The sequence below is a fragment of the Rhizobium sp. FY34 genome, assembly GCF_005222845.1.
Taxonomy (GTDB): Bacteria; Pseudomonadota; Alphaproteobacteria; order Rhizobiales; family Rhizobiaceae; genus Neorhizobium.
Genome location: NZ_STFZ01000008.1, coordinates 79,612 through 99,850 on the forward strand (window position 1 = coordinate 79,612; position 20,239 = coordinate 99,850).

A 20,239-nucleotide genomic window follows, 5' to 3' on the forward strand; every position below is an offset into this window, starting at 1 on the left:
ACCATGCAGATCGCCAAATGGGGCAATAGCCTGGCCGTCCGTCTTCCCGCCAGCGTGGTCGAAGCGCTCAAGCTGAAGGAAGGCGACGACATAGAAATTCGCGCCGCAGACTGGCGCGAGCTTGATGTCGCGCGCAAGCCCACTCCCGCAGACCTCCTTCAGCGCCTGCGCGCCTTCCGGGGACGGTTGCCGGCTGACTTCAAATTCGATCGGGATGAGGCGAATGGGCGGTAGGTTCGTCGATACGAACGTGCTGCTTTACCTCGCCTCCGGCGATTCCCAGAAGGCCGATCAGGCAGAGGCCGTCCTTGCTGAAGGTGGCACAATCAGCGTTCAGGTCCTCAACGAAATCACCAATGTTTTACGGCGCAAGATACGGATATCGTGGTCGGACACGCATGTGTTTCTCGACATGATCCGTGTCTTGCTGACTGTTGAGCCGGTCACGATAGCGACCCACGAGAAGGGTCTGGCCGTATCCGAGCGTTACGGGCTTTCCGTCTATGATGCGATGATTGTTGCATCCGCACTCATAGCCGGGTGCGACACCTTGCTCTCCGAAGACATGCAGGACGGCCTCGTCATTGATGACCGCCTGCGCATCGTCAATCCGTTCGGACAAGCCTGACTGCTGCGGGGATGTGGCGGCGCAAGGCCAGCCGATCCCCCCGCCGCCTGCTATCTCAAAGCCCGATTTCGTGGGCGTAAGGCGGATTGGCGCCGGCTCGCGAGACGGTGACAGCGGCAGCCTTTGCGCCAAGCTCCAGAGCATCCTTCACCGCCTGTTCGGAAAGGCTTGCGACCTTGTCCTTCGACAGCAGGTTCTGGCGCTTCAGCGAGGCCAGAATGCCCGCATCAAACGTATCGCCTGCACCCACCGTATCGACCACCGTGACCCGTTCGGCGGGAACAACCACCTTGAAACCTGCCGTATAGCCTACCGCGCCTTCGGCACCGCGGGTGATGACGACGAGCTTTGCACCCTGCCCCAGCCAATATTTCGCCAGCGTATCGTGATCGCCCTCCAGGCCGAACCATTCCAGATCCTCATCGGAAAACTTGATGATATCGGACATGGCGGCCATACGCGCCACGCGGCCATGGTGTTTCTCGCGGTCTTTGATGAAGCCAGGGCGGATATTGGGATCAAAGGAAATCACGCGGGTCTGATATTCGCGTGCCATCAGCGTTTCATAGGTCTCGCCGCAGGGTTCCGGAATAAGGCTGATCGCACCGAAATGCATGGCCTCGATCTCCGGCCCAAGCTCCGGCAGATCCTCGCGCGACAGCATCCGTCCGGCGGTTCCCTCGTCGTAGAAGGCATAGGTTGCATGGCCATTGACCAGCTTGACGAAGGCAATTGTCGTGGGGCGCGATGAGGTGGCGCAGAAACGCGCATCCACATGGCTATCCTTCAGCGTGGTGCGCAGGATATCGCCCATCATGTCATCGGAAAGGCCGGTGAAGAAGCCCGTCGGCTGGCCGAGGCGGCCGAGCGCAATGGCTGTGTTGAAGATGGCGCCGCCGGCATAGGGGGCAAAGCCGTTTTCGCCGAGCGTCGTTTCACGCGGCAACATATCGATGAGCGCTTCACCGCAACACAAGATCATCTTATCCTCCTCGGCACCATCAGGCTGTTCTTCAATCGATTAAATCAGGTGGTAGAAAAACGCTAGTGTCAGGCGACCGGCAATTCGCTGACGCCGCCATTGCGGGCAGACCAGGCAAGCGGCGCATCGAGGAAGCTTTCCACTTCGCCAAGCGTTGCATCATCGAAAAGCTTCTGGGCGCGGGCCACGGCCAGAACCTCGCGCCAGGTGGCGATATGATGAAGCGTGACCTTGCCATTGGCAAAACGGGCTTCGGCCTCGGGGAAGAAGCCGTAATAGAAGAGCGCGATGGCATGATCGACGACGCCGCCAGCGGCACGGATGGCATCGATGAACTGGAACATGCTGCTGCCAACCGTCGTCAGGTCTTCGATGACGAGAACACGGCTACCCTCCGGCATATGGCCCTCGATCTGGGCATTGCGACCATGGCCCTTTGGCTTCTTGCGCACATAGATCATCGGCAGACCAAGGCGGTCCGCGAGAAGGGCTGCAAAGGGAATGCCGGCCGTTTCGCCACCGGCAATGCAATCAAAGGCCTCGAAACCGACGCCTCGCGTGACGGTGGAGGCGGCAAAATCCATGATGGCGGAGCGGATGCGCGGATAGGAGAGGAGCTTGCGGCAATCGATATAGATCGGGCTCGCCATGCCCGAGGCCAGCTTGTAGGGTTCTTGCGGGCGAAAATGCACCGCGCCGATTTCCCACAGCATCTTGGCCATGAGCTCCGCCATCAGCGTGCGTTCGGGATAAATCATCTGGATCATGCTGCTCTCCATCGCGTCTGCCTATGGCGGCAATAGCAGCAACGGAGCTTTGAAACCAGCGGCAGAAACAGTCTACCGGCCCAGAAAATCACGCGGAAGATCGCAGGCTGCCGCCTTCGGCATGAAGGGGCTCCGGCGCGCGCTCCACCCGGTTGCGGCCATTGCGCTTGGCAAGATAAAGCGCACCATCGGCGGCATTCAAAATACTGTCGAAACTGCTCCCCGCGCCATGGCCATAGGCGATACCGGCACTGACGGTTGCCCGCAGGCGCTGGCCGTCCACCTCGGTCTCGCGCTCAGCGAAATTGCGACGAATGCGCTCGGCAACCCATTCCGCATAGCCGGGGGCTGCGTTTCTGACCACGGCGGCAAATTCCTCACCACCGAGGCGCGCTACGGTATTGACGCCCATCGCAGTCTTAAGTTCCTCGGCAAACAGACAGATGACCCGGTCACCCATGGCGTGGCCATATTGGTCATTAATCGATTTGAAACGGTCGAGATCGAAAACCATCACCGCCATCTCATGGCTGAACATCTGCGTCTGGTGGGCTTCAAACAGAGCGCGACGATTGGAGAGGCCGGTCAACGCATCCGTCAGCGATTCGCGCCGGTGATGCTCGGTGATACGCGACTGATGCACCATCAGCGACATGGCGCCCACGCCGGTCATGCCGGCAATGCTGATGGCGATATTGAAATTTTCGGCCCAATTGGTCGGCGCATAGCCGAGAACCATGTGTCCATCGTGAATGAGAACCGATGCGCACAGCAGGAAGGATATGCCGGTCAGGGCATAGAGCGCGGCCATGCCGGCGAGCGACACGAGAGATTCGCTGCGGGCCTGCCAATAATGCCAGGCGGTGGCAAACAGCAGGCCGGCACAGCCCAGGTTGAGACAGATGAAGGCAAGGCCATCATAACCGGACAGCATGGTGGGAATGGTGAAGGCATTGATGGCAAGCGCTGCCCAGGCCGCACGGCGCCATGGCGACACATCCAGGCGAAACTGTACCGCACCGGCATAGATGGTGGAAAAGCCGCAGAGCATCAGGCTGGTGCAGACAACGCCAATGAAACGGTTGGGATATTCCGCATAGAGGCTATAGGTGAAAATGCCGGGCACCATGAAGGCAAGCCCAATCACCCAGGTGAGCAGGAACCCATCCCGACGCCTCGCCATCCATGTCCCGAACAGGGTAAGAAGAAGGCAAAGAGCGGAAACGCCCAGCGATATCAGCAGAGTTTGGTAATCAAGCATCATGCCCGCCTGTGGGTGACGCGCTCATGCGTCAAGCCTGAGCGCATCGTAGAGATGAAGTCTGTCTGATTGGTTACCGTGTTTGATAAAATGAAACCAATGCGTGCCGGATCAACGCACCGCCCAATGGAGCGGAAACATCGGATCAAACACCGTGACGGGACCGGCTTCCGTATCGATCTTTGCCGGGAAATCGACCGGTTGTTCGCGCCTTTCCAGAACCATCATGTCCGTGTTCGGCGACAGCCCGTACCAGGCCGGGCCGTTGAGCGAGGTGAAGGCTTCCAGCCGCTCAAGCGCGCCCTCTTCCTCGAACACATGCGCAAGGCAGCTCATGGTATTGATGGATGTATAGATGCCGGCGCAGCCGCAGGCGCATTCCTTCAAGGGATCGACATGCGGGGCGGAATCCGTGCCGAGGAAGAAGCGGGCATCGCCGGATGTCGCTGCCTTGCGCAGCGCCTGGCGATGATGTTCGCGCTTGGCAACCGGCAGGCAGTAGTAATGCGGGCGGATGCCGCCGACGAGCAAAGCATTGCGGTTGATGATCAGGTGATGGGTGGTGATGGAACCGGCGAGATTGCGGTCGGCACCGAGAATGTAATCGACACCATCTTTCGTCGTCACATGCTCCATGGTGATGCGCAGATCCGGTAGGCGGCGGCGGATGACATCCAGCTTCTCATCGATGAACACCGCCTCGCGATCAAAAATATCCACTTCCGGTGTTGTGACCTCTCCGTGCACACAGAGCGGCATGCCGATCTTGGCCATGCGCTCCAGCGTGGGCATGGCCTTGTCGAGATCCCGCACGCCGCCATGCGAATTGGTGGTGGCGCCGGCCGGATAGAGCTTCACCGCGGTGATGAGGCCACTTTTCAGGCCCTCTTCCACATCGTCGGGATCGGTGTGTTCCGTCAGATACAGTGTCATCAGCGGCTCAAACCGATCACCGGCCGGAATGGCCGCCACGATGCGCTCGCGATAGGCCCTGGCATCTGCCGTGGTGACCACCGGCGGCACCAGGTTCGGCATGATGATGGCACGGGCGAAATGACGGCTGGTATCGCCGATCACGCCGGCCAGAACGCCGCCATCGCGCAGGTGAAGATGCCAGTCGTCCGGGCGGCGAATGCTGATCGTTTTGCTGGGCGTGTTCATGGGGCTGTTCCGCTGATTCATGTTTGTCTTTCGCATAGCATCTGCCTTCAAGCATCCACAACATCAAGCATGAGGCTTTCTGACATCCGGCGCATCGCAGCCGCACCGGAGGTGCTGAAGCATCTGGCTACGCAATGATCCCATCAGGTTGAAAGACGCTAAAGACCAAGGACCGGACGTCAGCCGGGAATGTCGCCGGCAGACGGCCCCCAGACATCTGTCATGGCAAAGCCGTTGGCGAGCGGATCGAAGGGATCGAGCGCTACCGTCTGCTGACCGAAGGTAAAGCCGCGACCGCTGATCGTGGGAATGACGGCCGGGCGATCACCGACTTTGGTCAGTCCCTTCAGGCCCACCTGGAATTCCGAACCGATGATGGAGCGCGAGGTAAACACATCGCCCTCTTTCACCAGCCCACGGGCGTGAAGCGTGGCCAGATTGGCGGAATTTCCCGTGCCGCAGGGCGAACGGTCGGCACGGCCCGGCCACATGGTGGTGCAGGTGCGCACGGCGCCATCCGGATCGCGATCGCGAAACATCACGTAGGCGACGCCGGAGACCGCCGGGATTTCCGGATGCACCACCGGATAGGCGGCATTGACGGCAGCCTTCAGCTCCATGCCGGCCGCGACCAGCGCCGCAGCATTGTGCTTTTCGATGGTCAGCCCAACCTGCCCGACATCCACCAGCGCATAGAAGACACCGCCATAGGCCAGATCAAGCGTGATCTGGCCCCAGCGGGTGTCGAGCGCAACATCCAGCGCTGCCACGAAAGAGGGCACCATGGTCAATTCGACGCGTTCGCAGCGGCCATCCCGGCAGGTGGCCTTGGCCCGGACAAGCCCCGCCGCCGTTTCCAGAATGACAATGGTTTCCGGCTCCTGCATCTCGACCATGCCGCTTTCCAGCAATGCGGTGGTGACGCAGATGGAATTGGAACCGGAGCTTGCATGCGCCTGGTCAGGCTGCAGGATGATGAAGGCGGCATCGGCCGAAGGATCGCTGGGCGGAACCAGCAGGTTGACCGAGCCGATGGGATTGCCGCGCGGCTCCAGGCAGAGAAAACGCCGCAGTTCCTGACCTTTCGGGTCGCTGTTCAGCCAGGCCAGCTTGTCTGCCGTGGTGAGGCCGGGGATTTTCGGCACGCCGCCGATGGCGACCTTGCCAATTTCGCCCTCGGCATGCACGTCCAGCAATTGCATCGTCCGCTTCCAGCGCATTTGAGGTCTTCCTTCTTGTCCATCGGCATTGCGGGCCGCACCATAGGGCGGGGAGGCGCCAAAGAAAATCGGCCTCTAAGCCTGACGGCGGAAAAATTCGGATGGAATGCGACATGCCCACACGTTGCAATTCTACGCCCCGTGACGCATCAGGGTTTGGGATCAACAGGATAATATGCATGCTGGACATCTTCGAACAGGCGGCGCTGGCTGCCGGCCGCGTCATTCTCGACATTTATGCACGCGGCTGTTCGGTGCAGACCAAGCCGGATGACAGCCCGGTGACGGAGGCCGATATCCGCGCCGAAGAGGTGATCCTTGCCATGCTGCGCGACAAGCTGCCCGATGTGCCGGTGGTGGCCGAAGAGCAGGTCGCGGCGGGCGTGGTGCAGGATATTTCCGCCGGGCGCTTCCTGCTCATCGATCCTTTGGATGGCACGCGTGAATTCATCAGCCGCAATGGCGAGTTTACCGTCAATATCGCGCTGATTGAAGACGGCGTACCGGTGGCGGGCGTGGTCTATGCGCCGGTGCTGGACATAGCCTATCTGGGAAGCCCGGACGGCGCCTGGAAGCTTTCGGTTGACCAGAAGCAGAGAGTGCTTTCCCGCCATAGGATCAAGGCCCGGCCAGTGACGACGCCACCGGTGGCGATGGCCAGTCGCTCGCACCAGGATGCCCAGACGGCCGCCTATCTTTTGGAACTTGGCGTCTCGGAATGCCGCAATATCGGCTCCTCGCTGAAATTCGGCCTCTTGGCGGAGGGGCTGGCGGATGTCTATCCGCGCTTTGGTCGCACCATGGAATGGGATACCGCGGCCGGCGATGCCGTGTTGCGAGCTGCCGGCGGCATGACGCTAACGACCGATGGTGTGCCGCTGACCTATGGCAAGCAGAACCGGCCGGACATGGCAGATTTTGCCAATCCGGCCTTCATTTCCTGGGGTGCCCGATAGGTCTTATACTGCCACGGAATGGCGGGCCGTGCCGCGACCGAAATACTGGTCGAAGCGCGAGGCAATGGTGCGCACGAAGAGCTGGCCCCTGGGCAGCACCTCGAAGCGATCGCCGTCAAAGGCGGTGAACTGATCGGGATCCTGCTGGTGAATGTGGGCCGCCTGCGCCTGCACCACTTCGGCGGCCGGGCCATAGCGCTCCTTCAGCGCGCGCACGGAAAAGCCATAGGAGCACATCAGCGCTTCAATCGCATCACCGACGGCGCGGTCCACATCGCTCAAGGCAAAGCCCTTGGCCACCGGCAGGCGCCCTTCGCTGACGGCGCGGATATAGTCGCCGGTCGCCACGATATTCTGCACATAGCCGACGCCAACCCGACCGATGGCGGACGCACCGAGCCCGATCAGCGCCGGTGCGGCATCCGTCGTATAGCCTTGAAAATTGCGCTTTACCGCACCTTTGTCCAGCGCCTGCGCCAGACTGTCGCCGGGCCGCGCAAAGTGATCGATGCCGACGGCCAGATAACCGGCCTTTTCCAGCACTTCGCCAATCAGCTGCACCATTTCGAAGCGTTCCTCGATGCCGGCAAGCGCCGTCTCGTCGATCAGTGTCTGGTGCTTCTTCATCCAGGGCACATGTGCATAGCCGAAAATGGCAAAACGGTCCGGTCGCATGGAGAGCGACATGTCCAGCGTATGCTTCAGCGTCTCGCGCGTCTGGTACGGCAGGCCATAGACCACATCAAGATTGATGCCGCCAATGCCCAGTTCCCGCAAAAGCGCCACCACGCGATCCGTCTGCTGGAAGCTTTGCGGCCGATTGATCGCTTCCTGCACCGCCGGATCGAAATCCTGCACGCCGACGCTTGCCCGCGTCATGCCGAAATCCCGCCAGGCGGCAAGCTTGACGGCATCCACATAGCCTGGATCAATTTCGACGCTGATTTCACAGCTCGGCAGGATATCGAAATGCTGTTCCAGCACCGCGCGCAGCCGCACGAGGTCCGGCACCGACACAATGGTCGGCGAGCCACCACCGAAATGAATGGTTTCCACGGCACGGCGATGCGGCAGATGGCTTGCCACCAGGGCAATCTCCGCTTCCAGAGCCGCCACATAGGCCCCCACCGGATCATAGCGCTTCACCTGCTTGGTGTGACAGCCGCAATACCAGCAAAGCCGATCGCAGAAGGGCACATGCAGGTAGAGCGACAGGGGAGCCTCACCATTCTCCCGCGCCAGCCAGGCGCCATAATCTTCCCCGCCGATACCGGCATGGAAATGCGGTGCTGTGGGATAGCTCGTATAGCGTGGCGCAGGTGCCGCATAGCGGCGAAGCAGATCTGGGTGCATGGGGCCTTCCTTTCCGGCCCAGAATAGAAAGGGATGCACCCATTTCCTTGATCAAGATCAAGCCGGATGGTGCATGCGCTCACAAGCGCGTATATCTGTATCGCCATGGACATGACCCGCCGCGATATCCACAATTCCGAGATCCCCGCGCTCTGCCGCAGTTGCGAAGTGCGCCACAAGGGGATGTGCGGTGCGCTGACGCCTGACGAGTTGACGCAGCTTTCCCGCCATACCCGCCAGGTGGCGCAGGCGGTCGGCGAAGAACTGGTCGGCGAGAGCACCGATGTGGCCGCCTATGACAATGTCATGCGTGGCGTGGTGAAATTGTCCAAGACACTGGAGGACGGGCGCCAGCAGATCGTCGGGCTGCAGTTTGCGCCCGATCTGGTGGGGCGGCTCTATGCGACCGAAAGCCCGATCACGGCCGAGGCGGCCTCCGATGTCGAGCTGTGCCGCGTGCCCAAGGCCATGCTGGAACGCCTGCTGGAGCAGAACCCTGCCTTGCGCAAGCGGCTGATGGATCAATCCTTGCGCGAACTCGACGAGGCGCGTGACTGGATGGTGACGCTGGGGCGCAAAACCGCCTCGGAAAAGGTGGCAAGCCTGCTTTTGCTCATCGCCACGCATCTGGAGCCGGATGCACGCGATGACCGACGCGTCTTCGATCTGCCGATGTCGCGGCTGGATATCGCCGACTATCTCGGCCTGACGATCGAGACCGTGTCGCGCCAGCTTTCCAAGCTGAAAAGCGCCGGCATCATCACTATTACCGCCAATCGACATATCGACGTGCCGAGCCTTGCCCGGCTGCGGGCGCGATGCGGCTGATGGCTTTGCGGCTCGGGTGATAGCCGAAGCCGAATACTGCTGTAAATTTCCGCTCCCTTGATGAAGATCAAAAAATCGGCAGATCTGCGCCCGTTCGCACGGCAAAACGCCCAAAATTTATTGATCACCCGGTAAATTTTTGACCATTTGATAAATTTTTTCGATCGCGGCGAAACAAGCTATTGAATTCTATAGTCTTTTCAATATTGGCACGCCATTTGCTTTTCTTCTGGCATAGCGGGGCCCTTGGCCCGAACACAGAGGGAGCAAGAACATGGAAATTGGCGTCTTCATTCCGATCGGCAATAATGGCTGGCTGCTGTCGGAAAATGCACCGCAATACAAGCCGAGCTTCGAGCTGAACAAGGCGATTACCCTGAAGGCTGAATCCTACGGCTTCGATTTCGCGCTCTCGATGATCAAGCTGCGCGGCTTTGGCGGAAAGACGGAATTCTGGGACTATAACCTGGAAAGCTTCACGCTGATGGCAGGCCTTGCCGCCGTGACCTCGAAGATCAAGCTGTTCGGCACGGCCGCAACCCTGATCATGCCGCCGGCGATCGTTGCGCGCATGGCGACCACCATCGATTCCATTTCCGGCGGCCGCTTCGGCGTCAACCTCGTCACCGGCTGGCAGCGCCCCGAATATAGCCAGATGGGCCTGTGGCCGGGCGATGACTATTTCTCCGATCGCTACGAATATCTGAGCGAATACACGACCGTGCTGAAGGACCTGTTGACCACCGGTCAATCGGACTTGAAGGGCAAGCATTTCCAGATGGATGATTGCCGCATGAAGCCCGTTCCGGAAGGCGAAGTGAAGCTGATCTGCGCCGGCTCATCCAATGCCGGCATGGATTTTTCCGCGAAATTTGCCGATTACAGCTTCTGCTTCGGCGTTGGCGTCAATACGCCCAAGGCCTTTGCGCCGACCAATGAACGCCTGCTGGCTGCAACGCAGAAGACCGGGCGCGACGTGCGCTCCTTCGTTTTGACCATGGTTCTCGCCGAGGAAACCACCGAGGAAGCCTTTGCCAAGTGGGAACACTATAAGGCCGGCGCCGACGAGGAAGCCATCAAGTGGCTGGGCCTGCAAAGTGCCGCCGATACCAAATCCGGCACCGATACCAATGTGCGCCACATGTCGAACCCGGTATCCGCCGTCAACATCAACATGGGCACGCTGATCGGCTCCTATGCCGAAGTGGCCGCCATGCTGGATGAGATGAGCGAAGTGCCCGGCACCGGCGGCGTGATGCTGACCTTTGATGACTTCCTGGAAGGCATCGAGAAATTCGGCAAATATGTGCAGCCGCTGATGAAGAGCCGCGCTCATGTCAACCAGATGCTGGAGGCCGCCGAATGAGCGAGGCGGTTGTTGCAGGCTATCAGCCGCGCCCGGAACGGACAAAAAGCGTGACCCTGCCGGCCCGGCCCGAGCCGATCACGCTAAAGCCCTCGGAAACGGCCGTCGTCGTCGTCGATATGCAGAACGCCTATTCCACCGAAGGCGGCTATGTGGATCTTGCCGGTTTTGACATTGCCGGCGCCAAGGGCACGATTTCCAACATCAAGAAGACGCTGGATTCAGCGCGCGCCGCCGGCGTGCTGGTCGTCTATTTCCAGAACGGCTGGGACAAGGATTATGTCGAGGCCGGCGGCCCCGGATCACCCAACTGGCACAAGTCGAATGCGCTGAAAACCATGCGCGCCCGTCCCGAGCTACAGGGGCAGTTGCTGGCCAAGGGCACCTGGGACTATGCCATTGTCGATGAGCTTCAGCCGCAGCCGGGCGACATCCTGGTGCCGAAGACGCGCTATTCCGGCTTCTTCAACACCAATATGGACTCGGTGCTGCGCGCCCGCGGCATCCGCAATCTGGTCTTTGTCGGCATTGCCACGAATGTCTGCGTGGAAAGCTCGCTACGCGACGCCTTTCACCTCGAATATTTCGGCGTGATGCTGGAGGATGCCACCCATCACCTCGGACCCGACTTCATCCAGCAGGCGACCGTCTACAATGTCGAAAAATTCTTCGGCTGGGTGGCGACCGTCAATGATTTCTGCGGCGCGATCAGCCAGGCAGCGCCTGCGGATGCTGCCGAATAATCTCACACTGAAAACGGAGAGAATGACAATGCCCAAGACCATTATCGTTCCGGAAGGCACGGCCAAGCCCATCGCCCCCTATTCGCCCGGCACGCTTGCCGATGGCATCCTGTATGTCTCAGGCACGCTGCCCTTCGACAAGAACAATGACGTGGTGCATGTGGGCGATGCCGGCGCCCAGACCCGGCATGTGCTGGAAACGATCAAATCCGTCATTGAGACCGCCGGCGGCACGATGGATGACGTGACGATGAACCATATCTTCGTCACCGACTGGGCCAATTACCAGGCGGTCAACAAGGTCTATGCGGAATATTTCCCCGGCGACAAGCCGGCCCGCTACTGCGTGCTGTGCGGCCTGGTGAAGCCGGACGCGCTGGTGGAAATCGCAACGGTCGCGCATATCGGGAAGAAGTAAGGGCTGAACGGTGGGTCTCTGAGTGTGGTTTACCCCCCTCTGGCCTGCCGGCCATCTCCCCCTCAAGGGGGGAGATCGGCAAGACGACAGCTTGCATCCTCCCATCTGAACCTCGGCTCCTTCATCCGTTACCTTCGCAGAGAGAAGGCACTGTGGTGGTGCATGGTGATCTCCCCCCTTGAGGGGGAGATGGCCGGCAGGCCAGAGGGGGGGGGTCCACACCACAACATTTGGAAACGCCATGCATTACGACATCCACGGCCAAACCGCCCCTGACGCAACCACCATCCTGCTCTCGTCCGGGCTTGGCGGATCGGGTGCCTATTGGACACCGCAGATCCCTGCCCTTTCAGAGCAGTTCCGCGTCATCACCTATGACCATCGCGGCTGCGGACGCACCGGCGGTGATGTGCCGGAAGATGGCGGGATTGCCGCCATGGCCGATGACGTGTTTGCCATCGTCGATGAATTGAAGATCGAGCGCATGCACTTCATGGGCCATGCGCTGGGCGGCCTGATCGGTCTCGATATGGCGCTGCGCCGACCGCAGCTGATCGAAAAACTCGTGCTGATCAATGCCTGGAGCAAGGCTGATCCACATTCCGGCCGCTGCTTCGATACGCGGCTCAGCCTGCTGGAAAATTCCGGCGTCGAGGCTTTCGTCAAGGCGCAGCCGCTGTTTCTCTATCCGGCCTGGTGGATGAGCGACAATGCCGAGCGCATGGCGCATGACGATGCCCATGGACTTGCCCATTTCCAGGGGCGTGAGAACGTCACCCGCCGCATCGCTGCACTGCGGGCCTTTGACGTGGACGACCGGTTGGCGGAGATCACCACAGAGACTCTGGTGATTGCCACCAGGGATGACCTTCTGGTGCCCTATACGCGCTCGCTGCGGCTTGCCGAGGGTCTGGCCAACGCGACGCTGTCTGTCACGGACAGCGGTGCGCATGCCGTCAACATCGTCTATCCGGAAAGCTTCAACCGGACACTTCTGGATTTCCTGAACGACCAGAGCGGCGCCTGAAGCCGGCACGCGCTCACCACATTGACAATTCGTGTCCACCACCGCTGAACCGCAGACCTGAACCTGCGTAAAGTGGGATTAACGACCTCCTGGAGAATGAAGCATGTCTGCTGCCGCTGCACCCGCTGCCATCGCACCCGCCGACGAGGACCATCGCCTCGCCTACCGCAATGCGATGGCCCGTCTCGGCGCTGCCGTGACCATCGTGACGACGGATGGCCCCGCAGGCCGCGCTGGCTTTGCCGCAACGGCCGTGTGCAGCGTGACCGACAGCCCGCCGACGCTGCTGGTCTGCCTGAACCGTGGCTCCTCGGCCTTTGCCGCTGTCAGCGCCAACCAGGCGGTCTGCATCAATGTGCTGGCGGGCGAGCACGAGCCGCTCAGCCGCCTGTTCGGCGGCAAGACACCGGTGGACGAGCGCTTTGCCGCCGCCCATTGGGCGCAAACGGGCACCGGTTGCCACCGGCTGGAAGATGCGCTCACCTCGTTTGATTGCCGCATTCGCTCAGTGGCCGATGGCGGCACCCATGACGTGCTGTTTTGCGAGGTCGAGGCCATCCACACCCGCGACGACGGACAGGCGCTGATCTATTTCGACCGGGGCTACAAAACCGTCTGACTGCCTGCTGGAGCGGACGGCTGGCCGCTCCAGCGCGCCTGAGACTGATAAAAAGGTGGCGAACCCGTTCGCCGCCTTTTTTGATGTTGCAACGACGGGAAAAACAGCAAAAAGCCGCCAGACATTGTCATGTCAGCGGCCATTTCATAGCAAAATTTGCAGAAAGAAAATGAATGGCGCACCCGAAGAGATTCGAACTCCTGACCCCCAGATTCGTAGTCTGGTGCTCTATCCAGCTGAGCTACGGGTGCGTGCCTCGGCAGTGCCGGTGGCGTGAGCGGTTCTCTAAAGGGTCCCGCTTTGGATTGCAAGCGATTTTGCCGAAGCCTTTGTCATTTTACTGCAATATCGTCATAAATATTTGTTTTTAAATGGAAATTTTCAAGCGCGGACGCGATAGTTCTCCAGCGATACGGGGCGATCGGGAATTTCAATGCGAAATTGCGTGCCCGGACCGGGCTTCTCGACAAGCGCAATCGTGCCGCCATGGGCCAGCACCAATTCGCGGGCGATCGCGAGCCCCAGCCCCGTGCCGCCGGAGCGTGCAGCCCCCCTGAAGGCAGTAAACAGGTTCTCGCGCGCCTTGCGCGGCATGCCCGGACCATTGTCGTCTATAATGATGCTGACGACACTGCCGACACGCTGGGCCGATAGCTGGATGCGCCGCGCGCCGCCATCCTCGGGCGGATCGGCCTGGACCAGCGCCTGCACGGCGTTGCGGCTGAGATTGTGAATGACGCGGAAGAGTTGCTCGCTATCGGCATCCACTTCCAGATCATGAGCGACCTGATCGATGAATTCGATACCGCCTTCGGGATCGAGCGCCAGCATGTCACGCACATCCTGGCAGAGCAGCGCAAGCTGCAGCAGGCGGCGGCGTGGGGCTGCCTCCGAGGCCTGCCCATAGGCCAGAACTTCATTGGTATAGCCGACGGCCCGATCGATGGTGCGCAAGAGCTTGGGCGCAAAGCTGCGCACCATGGGATCGTCCACATCCACCAGACGGTCGGACATCAGCTGCGCCGAGGCCAGGATATTGCGCATGTCATGATTGATCTTGGAGACGGCAAGGCCGAGATCGGCGAGGTTCTTCTGCTGTTTCAGCGTGCGCTGCAACTCGGTCTGCATGGCCGCCAGATGGCGTCCGGCGACGGCCAGCTCGCCCTTGGCACGGCCGGAGCGGAAGATGCGCGCCGGATCTTCCGGGCGCTCGGAAAACACCTGCATGCCATGCGTCAGCCGGCGGATCGGGCCGATCATCATGCGGTTGATGGCCAGATAGATGAACAAGGCCGTGAGCACGGAGATCAGCAGCGAAATGCCGAACATCAGCTTGGAAAAGCCGATCATTGCCTTGCGCAGCGCATCATCGGTCATCACCAGTTCGATGATCATGTCCGTCTCGCCGATCGGCCCGAAGACGCGCATGACGCGCCCGCCGCCAAACAGCAGCGTATCCAGCGCATGATGCATGGAGCCAAGCGCTGTTTCGGCGGCCAGATCATACTGGTCATCCACCTGCGGCGGCACGTCGATGGCGGCCAGCAGGCGCGAGGTACCATCCTTGCGCAGCGCCAGCACCTTGGTGCCGGTGGCCAGCAGCGTATCATCCTGCACCGCACGCGGCAGCTCGGCCGGCTGAAGGCCGTCGATGACGATACCGGCCGCCGCCGCCGTATCCAGCCGGTCGCGCAACCAGGTCATGCGCATCACGGAAATGGAGGGCACGAAGATCAGCACTTCGGCAAACATCACGAAGATCACGGTCAGCCACAAGAGCTGGCCAGACAGGCCGCGAAAGCGCCGCGGCATGCGTTGCAGGGGAAGATCGACCCCGGCCTCCGCACCCGATCTCAGCGGGGCGGAAACCTCCGCCTCGTTCAACATGCGGGTCTCCGTTGCAAGGTTCATCGGATGCGCAAGCGGCGCAGGATGTGCTTCCAGCAAACAATAACGACGCCCGAGGGGTTTTTCCAGCCCCGGACGTCGTTGATCATCGTGTCATCTGGAAGGTTCGGCTCAGAACTCTTCCCAGTTCTCGCCGCTCGGGCTTGCCACCGCCGGCGACGGCGACAGGGCGCGGGCGAGATTGCCCATCATCTTGCGGGCCGGAGAGGGCTTGGCGACCGTGCGTGCATCGGCGACGCGGGGCCCGGCATTGCGCTGGGGCGCCGGGGCTGACGGACGGGCAGCAGACTGTGATGCGTAGCCACCACCTGCGGCATAGCTAGCCTGAGACACCGCGCCATAGCTTGCCGTCGATTGTTCGACCTTGAAGTGAGACAAAAGAGTAAACAGCGTATTGGCTTCCTGAGACAGCTTGTGTGTGGCAGCGGATGTCTCTTCCACCATCGCGGCATTCTTCTGCGTCACCTGGTCCATCTGGTTGATGGCGATGTTGACCTCGTTGAGGCCGGTTGCCTGCTCGCGCGATGCGGTGGCGATCGACTGGATATGATCATTGATGGCAAGGACCCGCGTCTCGATTTCAGACAGCGCCTCGCCCGTCTTCTGGACCAGATTGACGCCACCGGCGACTTCCTGGCCGGACTTGGTGATCAGCGTCTTGATATCCTTGGCGGCATTGGCGGAACGCTGCGCCAGTTCGCGTACTTCCTGGGCGACAACCGCAAAGCCCTTGCCGGCTTCACCGGCACGGGCTGCCTCAACACCGGCGTTCAGCGCCAGAAGATTGGTCTGGAAGGCGATCTCATCGATGACATTGATAATCTGGCTGATCTCGCGCGAGGCCTGCTCGATGCGGCCCATGGCGGAAATCGCCTCGCGCACGACAGTGGCCGACTGGGCGGTGCTGTCCTTGGCTTCGCCCACCATGGTGCTGGCTTCCTGGGCCCGCGTGGTCGAGGTCTTCACCACGGCGGTGATCTCGTCGAGGGCGGCAGAGGTCTGTTCAAGGGCTGCTGCCTGCTGCTCGGTGCGGCGCGACAGGTCGTCGGCGGCTGTGCGCAATTCGTTGGAATTGCTGCTGATCGAGCTTGTGGCATTGCGCACCTCGCTCATGGTCCTGGCGAGATTGGTGATGGCATCATTGACATTGTGCTGCAGTTCGGCAAATGCGCCGCGGAAATCGCCGGCCATGGTCTCCGTCAGATCGCCGGCCGCAAGCCGCTTCAGCACATCGCCGGTGCGGCGCAGACCCTCGTCCACGGTACCAAGCAGCTGATCGACATTGCGGGCAAAGCGGTCGAGGCTTTCCTCGCCGAATTCCTTGTTGACGCGGCAGGTAAAATCGCCTTCGGCCGCAGCAGCCAGAACCGAGGCCATGCGGGCCTGAAGGTCGTCGCTTTTCGCCCGCATGCCGCTTTCCTGGGCGTTCATGCGGTTCACCTCAAGGCCATTGCGCTTGAAGACTTCGACAGCACCGGCCATGTCGCCGATTTCATCCGGGCGACCGACGGATGGCACCGGTGTGTTATAATGGCCACCGGCCAATTGCTTCATGGCATTGGTCAGTTCCACGATGGGCGCACTGAGCGAGCGGCGGGCAAAGAGGATACCGACAGCGCAGCCGGCCACGACGCCGACCAGGGTTATGGAGCCGATCAGGATGAAAAGCGTCGTTCCGAGAGAGCCGACACCGGTGCGCACTTCGTCAAGTTCGACCTTGTCCTGTGAGACAATGGCGTCGATCTCTGCCTGGAACGCCTTGCGGTTGTTGCGGTTGGCTTCGTTATTGCCCTGCTTGTTGGCAGCTTCCGGGCCTTCTTCCTTGCCAAGCCGGACCGTTTCGGAACGAAATGCCTTGAACTCCTGCGCCCGTTTCAACATGGCTTCGAATGCCACCTTCTCGGCGGCGGGCACGAGTGGCTGCCATTCGGCGAGAAGCTTGTCAATCTGGCCGAGATTCTTGACGAGACCCTCGCCGAACTTTTCCGTTTCGACTGCCGTCTTGGACGCATAGATACCACGCGCTTCCATGACAACGGCTGTCACCAGTCGGTTCAGGCTCTCACCCTTGTAGGCGCGTTCAGCAGCGTTGCTGAATGCATCCATGCGGCGGCTGTATTCGGATATTGCAAACAGAGAAAGGCCGCCGACGATCAGCGCCACTAACCCCATCAACCCGACCAGCAGATTGATCTTCCCACCGATTTTCATTTCAAACTTTCTCCAAAATTGCGCGCTGGCGGCACATCAGCACCCACTCCCCCAGCATCTACTAATGTACGCTCATGATTATTAAGGAAGACTTGAAAGAAAACCTTGGGCGGACCCGACTATTCACGGGTGCAAAGTGAGGGGTATTTTGCTATCGCCATGGTGGTGACAGTCACCAAAACCTTGCTCACGCGATCGCGAATGCCGGTGACAATTGACTTTTGCGGCGGAACCCTCTTATAAGCCGCCCACGTCCGGCTGATCAGGCGCGCGTGCGCGCTTTTCCATGCCGATACGTCTCCATCAACGCTCTTGTCCTCCTCAAGGGGGGCAAACCCAAGAAGGACCGCACACCGCGGTGTTAAAAAAATGAAGCGTACCTACCAGCCGTCGAAGCTTGTCCGCAAGCGCCGTCACGGATTCCGCGCCCGCATGGCCACCAAGGGTGGTCGCAAGGTTCTGTCTGCCCGCCGTGCGCGTGGCCGCCAGAGTCTGTCGGCTTAAGGCCGGCATGCCCGTCGAATGACCGGGCGATGACGACCGAAGACAATTGCGAAAAGACTGTCGGGCGGCTGAAAAGCCGGCCGCAGTTTCTTGCTGTCCGGGAGGGCGAAAAGCGGCGTGGCCGTCTTTTTCTCCTCGAAGTGCTGGATCGCAAGGCACCGGAAGAGGCGGCGCGTGTCGGCTTCACGGTGACCAAAAAGCAGGGCAATGCCGTCGAGCGGAACCGGATGCGGCGACGCCTTCGGGAAGCGGTGAGGCAATCCGCCCGGTTTGCAATGAAAGACGGTCATGACTATGTGATCGTCGCCCGGCGCGAGATGCTCAATGCATCCTTCGACGACATTACGGCGGCGCTTTCCGAACGCCTGGAGAGCCGGCCGAAACATAAGCGGTCCGAGGAGACCCTTTCCAGGAAAGCATGATGGAAAAGAACCGCAATTACTTCATCGCGATCGGGCTTTCGGTGCTGATCGTTCTTGCCTGGCAATTCCTCTATATGAACCCGAGGATCGAGGCGCAGCGCGTCGCAGAAGAAGCGCGTCGCGTGCAGCAGGAACAGTTGCAGGCCGCCAATCCGCAGACCAGTCCGACACCCGGCGTTGCCGTCAACGGAAGCCTGCCAGGCTCGACCCAGGCTGCCGCCGGCGCCACCCGCGAGCAGGCTTTGGCCCGTTCGCCACGCGTCATCATCGATACGCCGGCTGTCAGCGGTTCGATCAATCTGACCGGCGCACGCTTTGATGATCTGCACCTGCGTGATTATCATGAGACCGTCGATACGAAGAGCCCGACCATAACGCTCCTGTCGCCGGCCGATACGCGCGAGGGTTATTTCACCGAAATCGGCTATATCGCCGGTGAAAATTCCGGCTCGGTGCCTGGACCGAACACGGTCTGGACCCTATCTGGCGGCGACAAGCTGACGGCACAGACGCCCGTTACGCTGACCTACACCAATGACAAGGGCGTCGTGTTCACCCGTTCGGTCGCGATCGACGAGCATTACATGCTCACCGTCACCGACAAGATCACCAACCCGACCGGTGAAGCCGTCAACCTGGCCTCCTATGGCCGCGTGACCCGCTACAACAAGCCGGACCATGCCTCGGTCTACGTCATCCATGAGGGCTTCATCGGCGTTCTGGGCAAGGAAGGCGGACTTTCTGAACACAGCTATAGCAGCATCGAGAAGGAAGCCTCGGTCAATCCGAAGGCGACCGGCGGCTGGCTTGGCATTACCGACAAGTACTGGGCCTCGGCACTCGTACCGCCGCAGGCTGTTCCCTATGAGGCGCGCTTCACGCATTTCACCGATGGCCAGTCGCGCTACCAGGCCGACTACAAGACCGACGCCATCAGCATCGCCGCCGGCCAGACCTCCGAATTGAAGAACCTGATCTTTGCCGGCGCAAAGGAAGTTCCGCTTGTCGATGGCTATGAGCAGACGCTCTCCATTCCGCGCTTTGACCTTCTGATCGACTGGGGATGGTTCTACTTCATCACCAAGCCGATGTTTAAGCTTATGGACTTCTTCTTCCGCTATTTCGGCAATTTCGGCGTGGCGATCCTGTGCACCACGATCGTGGTGAAGGCATTGTTCTTCCCGCTGGCCAGCAAGCAATATGCTTCGATGGCGGCGATGAAGCGCGTGCAGCCAAAAATGGAAGAACTGAAGGCCAAGCATGGCGATGACCGCATGGCGCTGCAGCAATCCATGATGCAGCTCTACAAGGAAGAAAAGATCAATCCGATTGCAGGCTGCTGGCCGGTCGTACTGCAGATCCCGATCTTCTTCTCGCTTTACAAGGTCATCTACGTCACGATCGAAATGCGCCATGCGCCGTTCTTCGGCTGGATCCAGGATCTGTCGGCTCCGGACCCGACATCGCTGTTCAACCTGTTCGGCCTGCTTCCCTTTGACGTTCCGCATGCGCTGATGATCGGCGTCTGGCCGATCATCATGGGCATCACCATGTTCCTGCAGATGCGCATGAACCCGACGCCGCCGGATCCGACCCAAGCGATGATCTTCACCTGGATGCCGCTGGTCTTCACCTTCATGCTGGCCTCATTCCCGGCCGGTCTGGTGATCTACTGGGCGTGGAACAATACGCTGTCGATCACGCAGCAGGCGCTCATCATGAAGCGCCACGGCGCAAAGATCGAGTTGCTCGACAATCTGGTGGGGCTCTTCAAGCGAAAATCGCCCGCCAATAAATAACACCGACCAGAGACCCCGGCCTTGTCCGGGGTCTTTCGTTTACGGGCTGCCTTTTTGGCCGATGCC

At 60.5% G+C, this 20,239-nt stretch carries 20 protein-coding genes and 1 tRNA gene; 12 read left to right on the forward strand and 9 right to left on the reverse strand.

Annotation, left to right across the window (positions count from 1 at the left end):
- Window positions 1–3 precede the first annotated feature (3 nt).
- Both E8M77_RS06540 and E8M77_RS06545 read left to right on the forward strand, forming a co-directional pair.
- Window positions 4–234, forward strand: a complete 231-nt coding sequence (locus E8M77_RS06540; RefSeq protein ID WP_137129821.1) for an AbrB/MazE/SpoVT family DNA-binding domain-containing protein — start codon at window positions 4–6, stop codon at window positions 232–234.
- A complete protein-coding gene (locus E8M77_RS06545; RefSeq protein ID WP_137129822.1) occupies window positions 224–628 on the forward strand; it encodes a PIN domain-containing protein in 405 nt (134 codons plus the stop codon). Before E8M77_RS06540 ends, E8M77_RS06545 begins: the two co-directional genes overlap by 11 nt.
- 55 nt (window positions 629–683) lie before the next feature.
- On the opposite strand, the gene E8M77_RS06550 is transcribed toward E8M77_RS06545, so the two are convergent.
- The 5 genes from E8M77_RS06550 to E8M77_RS06570 all read right to left on the reverse strand — a co-directional run bounded on the left by E8M77_RS06550 (window position 684) and on the right by E8M77_RS06570 (window position 6,019).
- Window positions 684–1,610 (reverse strand): carbohydrate kinase, encoded by a 927-nt coding sequence (locus E8M77_RS06550; RefSeq protein ID WP_137129823.1) that lies wholly within the window; start codon window positions 1,608–1,610, stop codon window positions 684–686.
- Window positions 1,611–1,678: 68 nt separating this feature from the next.
- On the reverse strand, window positions 1,679–2,377 hold the full coding sequence (locus tag E8M77_RS06555; protein ID WP_137129824.1) for an orotate phosphoribosyltransferase: 699 nt from the start codon (window positions 2,375–2,377) through the stop codon (window positions 1,679–1,681).
- Between the two features lie 88 nt (window positions 2,378–2,465).
- Window positions 2,466–3,641, reverse strand: a complete 1,176-nt coding sequence (locus E8M77_RS06560; protein ID WP_137129825.1) for a GGDEF domain-containing protein — start codon at window positions 3,639–3,641, stop codon at window positions 2,466–2,468.
- A gap of 108 nt (window positions 3,642–3,749) precedes the next feature.
- Window positions 3,750–4,799 carry a dihydroorotase gene (gene pyrC, locus E8M77_RS06565; RefSeq protein ID WP_137129826.1) on the reverse strand — a complete coding sequence of 350 codons (1,050 nt, stop codon included), beginning with the start codon at window positions 4,797–4,799 and terminating at the stop codon, window positions 3,750–3,752.
- Between the two features lie 179 nt (window positions 4,800–4,978).
- On the reverse strand, window positions 4,979–6,019 hold the full coding sequence (locus E8M77_RS06570) for a proline racemase family protein (protein ID WP_137129827.1): 1,041 nt from the start codon (window positions 6,017–6,019) through the stop codon (window positions 4,979–4,981).
- Window positions 6,020–6,198: 179 nt separating this feature from the next.
- On the opposite strand from E8M77_RS06570, the gene cysQ reads away from it, so the two are divergent.
- A complete protein-coding gene (gene cysQ / locus E8M77_RS06575; RefSeq protein WP_137129828.1) occupies window positions 6,199–6,975 on the forward strand; it encodes a 3'(2'),5'-bisphosphate nucleotidase CysQ in 777 nt (258 codons plus the stop codon).
- Window positions 6,976–6,978: 3 nt separating this feature from the next.
- Here the strand turns inward: cysQ and hemN are convergent, their stop codons facing one another.
- Complete coding sequence (hemN, locus tag E8M77_RS06580; protein WP_137129829.1) at window positions 6,979–8,328, reverse strand: oxygen-independent coproporphyrinogen III oxidase; 1,350 nt, start codon at window positions 8,326–8,328, stop codon at window positions 6,979–6,981.
- 105 nt (window positions 8,329–8,433) lie between these two features.
- Between hemN and E8M77_RS06585 the strand changes: the two genes are divergently transcribed.
- From E8M77_RS06585 to E8M77_RS06615, 6 genes are all read left to right on the forward strand, one after another.
- Window positions 8,434–9,156 (forward strand): Crp/Fnr family transcriptional regulator, encoded by a 723-nt coding sequence (locus E8M77_RS06585; RefSeq protein ID WP_170975775.1) that lies wholly within the window; start codon window positions 8,434–8,436, stop codon window positions 9,154–9,156.
- Between the two features lie 274 nt (window positions 9,157–9,430).
- Entirely contained in the window at window positions 9,431–10,522 is a 1,092-nt protein-coding gene (gene rutA, locus E8M77_RS06590; RefSeq protein ID WP_137129830.1) for a pyrimidine utilization protein A, read from the forward strand.
- Complete coding sequence (gene rutB / locus E8M77_RS06595; protein ID WP_137129831.1) at window positions 10,519–11,265, forward strand: pyrimidine utilization protein B; 747 nt, start codon at window positions 10,519–10,521, stop codon at window positions 11,263–11,265. The genes rutA and rutB overlap by 4 nt, the downstream gene beginning before the upstream one ends.
- A 28-nt stretch (window positions 11,266–11,293) precedes the next feature.
- Window positions 11,294–11,683 (forward strand): pyrimidine utilization protein C, encoded by a 390-nt coding sequence (gene rutC / locus E8M77_RS06600; protein WP_137129832.1) that lies wholly within the window; start codon window positions 11,294–11,296, stop codon window positions 11,681–11,683.
- A 241-nt stretch (window positions 11,684–11,924) separates the two neighbouring features.
- Window positions 11,925–12,710 carry a pyrimidine utilization protein D gene (rutD, locus tag E8M77_RS06610; protein WP_137129833.1) on the forward strand — a complete coding sequence of 262 codons (786 nt, stop codon included), beginning with the start codon at window positions 11,925–11,927 and terminating at the stop codon, window positions 12,708–12,710.
- Window positions 12,711–12,813: 103 nt separating this feature from the next.
- On the forward strand, window positions 12,814–13,329 hold the full coding sequence (locus E8M77_RS06615) for a flavin reductase (RefSeq protein ID WP_137129834.1): 516 nt from the start codon (window positions 12,814–12,816) through the stop codon (window positions 13,327–13,329).
- 174 nt (window positions 13,330–13,503) lie between these two features.
- On the opposite strand, the gene E8M77_RS06620 is transcribed toward E8M77_RS06615, so the two are convergent.
- The 3 genes from E8M77_RS06620 to E8M77_RS06630 form a co-directional block, all read right to left on the reverse strand.
- A tRNA-Arg gene (locus E8M77_RS06620) sits at window positions 13,504–13,580 on the reverse strand.
- A gap of 130 nt (window positions 13,581–13,710) precedes the next feature.
- On the reverse strand, window positions 13,711–15,141 hold the full coding sequence (locus E8M77_RS06625) for a HAMP domain-containing sensor histidine kinase (RefSeq protein ID WP_246659162.1): 1,431 nt from the start codon (window positions 15,139–15,141) through the stop codon (window positions 13,711–13,713).
- Window positions 15,142–15,348: 207 nt separating this feature from the next.
- Window positions 15,349–17,448: a methyl-accepting chemotaxis protein gene (locus E8M77_RS06630; protein ID WP_137129836.1), complete on the reverse strand. Its 2,100-nt coding sequence runs from the start codon at window positions 17,446–17,448 to the stop codon at window positions 15,349–15,351.
- A gap of 369 nt (window positions 17,449–17,817) precedes the next feature.
- On the opposite strand from E8M77_RS06630, the gene rpmH reads away from it, so the two are divergent.
- The 3 genes from rpmH to yidC are packed head-to-tail and all read left to right on the forward strand — an operon-like array spanning window position 17,818 to window position 20,173.
- The gene (gene rpmH, locus E8M77_RS06635; RefSeq protein WP_137129837.1) at window positions 17,818–17,952 is read left to right on the forward strand and encodes a 50S ribosomal protein L34; all 135 of its coding nucleotides are present in this window, start codon (window positions 17,818–17,820) and stop codon (window positions 17,950–17,952) included.
- A 29-nt stretch (window positions 17,953–17,981) separates the two neighbouring features.
- Window positions 17,982–18,374, forward strand: a complete 393-nt coding sequence (rnpA, locus tag E8M77_RS06640) for a ribonuclease P protein component (protein ID WP_137129838.1) — start codon at window positions 17,982–17,984, stop codon at window positions 18,372–18,374.
- Entirely contained in the window at window positions 18,374–20,173 is a 1,800-nt protein-coding gene (gene yidC, locus E8M77_RS06645; protein ID WP_137129839.1) for a membrane protein insertase YidC, read from the forward strand. The genes rnpA and yidC overlap by 1 nt, the downstream gene beginning before the upstream one ends.
- Window positions 20,174–20,239 lie beyond the last annotated feature (66 nt).

Bases quoted from the DNA above. Each gene is read 5' to 3' on its own strand.
- E8M77_RS06545 (WP_137129822.1), top strand. From the start codon at position 224: ATGGGCGGTAGGTTCGTCGATACGAACGTGCTGCTTTACCTCGCCTCC.
- E8M77_RS06555 (WP_137129824.1), bottom strand. From the start codon at position 2,377: ATGATCCAGATGATTTATCCCGAACGCACGCTGATGGCGGAGCTCATG.
- E8M77_RS06540 (WP_137129821.1), top strand. From the start codon at position 4: ATGCAGATCGCCAAATGGGGCAATAGCCTGGCCGTCCGTCTTCCCGCC.
- E8M77_RS06625 (WP_246659162.1), bottom strand. From the start codon at position 15,141: ATGCCGCGGCGCTTTCGCGGCCTGTCTGGCCAGCTCTTGTGGCTGACC.
- rutD (WP_137129833.1), top strand. From the start codon at position 11,925: ATGCATTACGACATCCACGGCCAAACCGCCCCTGACGCAACCACCATC.
- E8M77_RS06560 (WP_137129825.1), bottom strand. From the start codon at position 3,641: ATGATGCTTGATTACCAAACTCTGCTGATATCGCTGGGCGTTTCCGCT.
- hemN (WP_137129829.1), bottom strand. From the start codon at position 8,328: ATGCACCCAGATCTGCTTCGCCGCTATGCGGCACCTGCGCCACGCTAT.
- E8M77_RS06585 (WP_170975775.1), top strand. From the start codon at position 8,434: ATGGACATGACCCGCCGCGATATCCACAATTCCGAGATCCCCGCGCTC.
- E8M77_RS06550 (WP_137129823.1), bottom strand. From the start codon at position 1,610: ATGATCTTGTGTTGCGGTGAAGCGCTCATCGATATGTTGCCGCGTGAA.
- E8M77_RS06570 (WP_137129827.1), bottom strand. From the start codon at position 6,019: ATGCGCTGGAAGCGGACGATGCAATTGCTGGACGTGCATGCCGAGGGC.
- rnpA (WP_137129838.1), top strand. From the start codon at position 17,982: ATGACGACCGAAGACAATTGCGAAAAGACTGTCGGGCGGCTGAAAAGC.
- rutA (WP_137129830.1), top strand. From the start codon at position 9,431: ATGGAAATTGGCGTCTTCATTCCGATCGGCAATAATGGCTGGCTGCTG.
- rutB (WP_137129831.1), top strand. From the start codon at position 10,519: ATGAGCGAGGCGGTTGTTGCAGGCTATCAGCCGCGCCCGGAACGGACA.
- E8M77_RS06630 (WP_137129836.1), bottom strand. From the start codon at position 17,448: ATGAAAATCGGTGGGAAGATCAATCTGCTGGTCGGGTTGATGGGGTTA.
- rpmH (WP_137129837.1), top strand. From the start codon at position 17,818: ATGAAGCGTACCTACCAGCCGTCGAAGCTTGTCCGCAAGCGCCGTCAC.
- E8M77_RS06615 (WP_137129834.1), top strand. From the start codon at position 12,814: ATGTCTGCTGCCGCTGCACCCGCTGCCATCGCACCCGCCGACGAGGAC.
- yidC (WP_137129839.1), top strand. From the start codon at position 18,374: ATGGAAAAGAACCGCAATTACTTCATCGCGATCGGGCTTTCGGTGCTG.
- pyrC (WP_137129826.1), bottom strand. From the start codon at position 4,799: ATGAACACGCCCAGCAAAACGATCAGCATTCGCCGCCCGGACGACTGG.
- rutC (WP_137129832.1), top strand. From the start codon at position 11,294: ATGCCCAAGACCATTATCGTTCCGGAAGGCACGGCCAAGCCCATCGCC.
- cysQ (WP_137129828.1), top strand. From the start codon at position 6,199: ATGCTGGACATCTTCGAACAGGCGGCGCTGGCTGCCGGCCGCGTCATT.